The 2317-nt window shown below is 70.1% G+C and carries 2 protein-coding genes; both read right to left on the reverse strand.

All coding sequences use genetic code 11. The features are described 5' to 3' along the window. Window positions 1-121: 121 nt before the first annotated feature. Window positions 122-874 carry an SDR family oxidoreductase gene (locus G6019_RS12985; protein ID WP_017838156.1) on the reverse strand — a complete coding sequence of 251 codons (753 nt, stop codon included), beginning with the start codon at window positions 872-874 and terminating at the stop codon, window positions 122-124. A 54-nt stretch (window positions 875-928) separates the two neighbouring features. Further along, on the reverse strand, window positions 929-2317 hold a 1389-nt coding region (locus G6019_RS12990), incomplete at its 5' end, for an aldehyde dehydrogenase (RefSeq protein WP_182627752.1).

Here is a 2317-nt window from a genome sequence, read left to right on the forward strand (position 1 = left end):
ATGGGCGCGCCCATGTTGCCCAGCCCGATGAACCCGACGGGCGCGGGGGAGTCCTCCGGGGAGCCCGGACCCACGGGTGCGGCTCCGGCGCCCTGCCCGGAGATGTCGGCCGGGTTCACGCTCACGACCTGATGACCTGTCCGCCGTCGACGTTGAAGATCTGACCGGTGATCCACGACGCCTCGTCCGAGAGCAGGAAGAGCAGCATCCCGACCAGGTCCTCCGGCTGTCCCATCCTCTTGAGCGGGAGCTTGTCCACCATGTCCTTGACGATGGACTGGGGGGTGGTCGAGCGGTTGGCCTCGGTGTCGATCGGCCCGGGCGCGATCGCGTTGATGCGGATGTTGGACCCGCCCAGTTCGGTGGCCAACTGCTGGGTGAGCCCGTTGACACCCACCTTGGCCAGGCCGTAGAAGCCCGAGTAGAGCCACGCGGCGGTGGAGGACTGGTTGACGATGGCGCCACCGCCGGCGGCCGCCATCTTCTCCCAGCAAGCGCGCACCATGATCAGCTGACCGTTCAGGTTCACCGACATGAACTTCTCGTAGTAGTCCCACGGCACGGTGATGAGGAAGTCGAGTTTCATCCCGCCGAATATCGCGGCGTTGTTGACCAGCATGTCCAGCCGGCCGAACCTGTCCACGGCGGCCTCGGCGCAGGCCCCGGCCGAGTCCGGGTCGGAGACGTCGGTGTGCTGGAAGAACGCCTCCCCACCGGCCGCGGTGATCTCCTGCGCCACGCGCTGTCCCTCGGTGTCCGAGACGTCGGCCACCACGACCTTCGCGCCCTCCGCGGCGAGGGCCTTGGCGTACTCCTCGCCGATCCCGCCGGCCGCGCCGGTCACGATCACGGACTTACCGTCAAAACGTCCCATATCTGTGGTCTCTTCCTTCTCGTCAGGGGTGGTGGTTCGGGTGGGGGTGGAATGTCAGGCCGGAGACGCCACGGACTTGGTCTCGAGGTACTCCTCGAAGCCCTGCCGGCCCATCTCGCGGCCGATGCCCGACTGCTTGTAGCCGCCGAACGGGACGTCGGCGCCGTACCAGACGCCGCCGTTCACCCCCAGGGTCCCGGTGCGGATCCCCGCGACAACCTTCTCGACCCGCCGGGGGTCGGTGCCCCACACGGCGCCGGAGAGTCCGTAGGGGGAGTCGTTGGCGATCCGGATCGCGTCCTCGTCGCCGTCGTGGGGGATGACCACGAGCACGGGTCCGAAGATCTCCTCCCGGGCCACCCGCGCGGTGTTGTCGAGTCCGGAGATCAGCGTGGGCTCCACCCAGAAGCCCCTCGACTTCTCCTCGCCGGAGGGGCGACCGCCGCCGATCTCGATGGTGCCGCCCTCCTCCACGGCCAGGGCGATGTACCCCTCGACCCGCTCGCGCTGGACCGCGGAGATCACCGGCCCGCACAGGGTGCCGGGGTCGGTGGGGTCGCCCGGCGCGAAGGCGGCCATCGCGCCCTTGGCGGCGTCGACGGCCTCGTCGTACTTCTCGCGCGGCACCAGCAGGCGCGTGGTGAGGGCGCAGCCCTGACCGGCGTGGGTGCAGGCGTTGAGGGCCGTCATGAAGCACGCGGCGTTCAGGTCCGCATCGTCCAGGACCACGGCGGCGGACTTGCCACCCAGCTCGAGGAAGACCTTCTTGAGGGTCTCCGACGCGGCCATCATGATCTTCTTGCCGGTGGCGGTGGATCCGGTGAACGAGACCAGATCGACGCGGGGGTCGGTGCTCAGCTGGGCACCCACCCCGTGGTCCGAGGACGAGACCACGTTGAGCACGCCCGCGGGGATGTCGGTCTCCTCGGCGGCGATGCGGGCCACCGCGGCGGCGATGAGCGGGGTGTCCGGGGCGGGCTTGAGCACCACGGTGCATCCCGCGGCCAACGCGGGCCCGATCTTGGCCAGGTTGATCTGGTTGGGGAAGTTCCACGGGGTGATGGCACCGACCACGCCGATCGCCTCCCGGTGCGTCGTCCGGCGGGAACGCACCCCCATCACCTCGGACTCACCGAGGTCCTCGACCCAGTCGTAGGCCTCGACCAGGTCGGCGAGCCAGCCCAGGTCGGCGACGGGCCCCTCCAGCTGGGGACCGGTGGTGAACGTGTGCGGTGCGCCCACCTCGGCGATGGTCAGCGCGCGCAGCTCCTCGGTGTGGGCCTGCAGGGCGTCCCGAAGCTGCCGCAGGCACGAGGCGCGGAAGGCATGATCGGTGGACCACGTGGTGGTGTCGAACGCGGTGCGGGCGGCCTCGATCGCGGCGGCCATGTCCTCCGGGCCGGCGTCGGCGGCGCGGCCGATCACCTCCTCCGTGGCGGGGTT

Origin of the sequence: Dietzia sp. DQ12-76, assembly GCF_014145045.1 — a bacterium.
In the GTDB taxonomy this organism is placed as follows: domain Bacteria; phylum Actinomycetota; class Actinomycetes; order Mycobacteriales; family Mycobacteriaceae; genus Dietzia.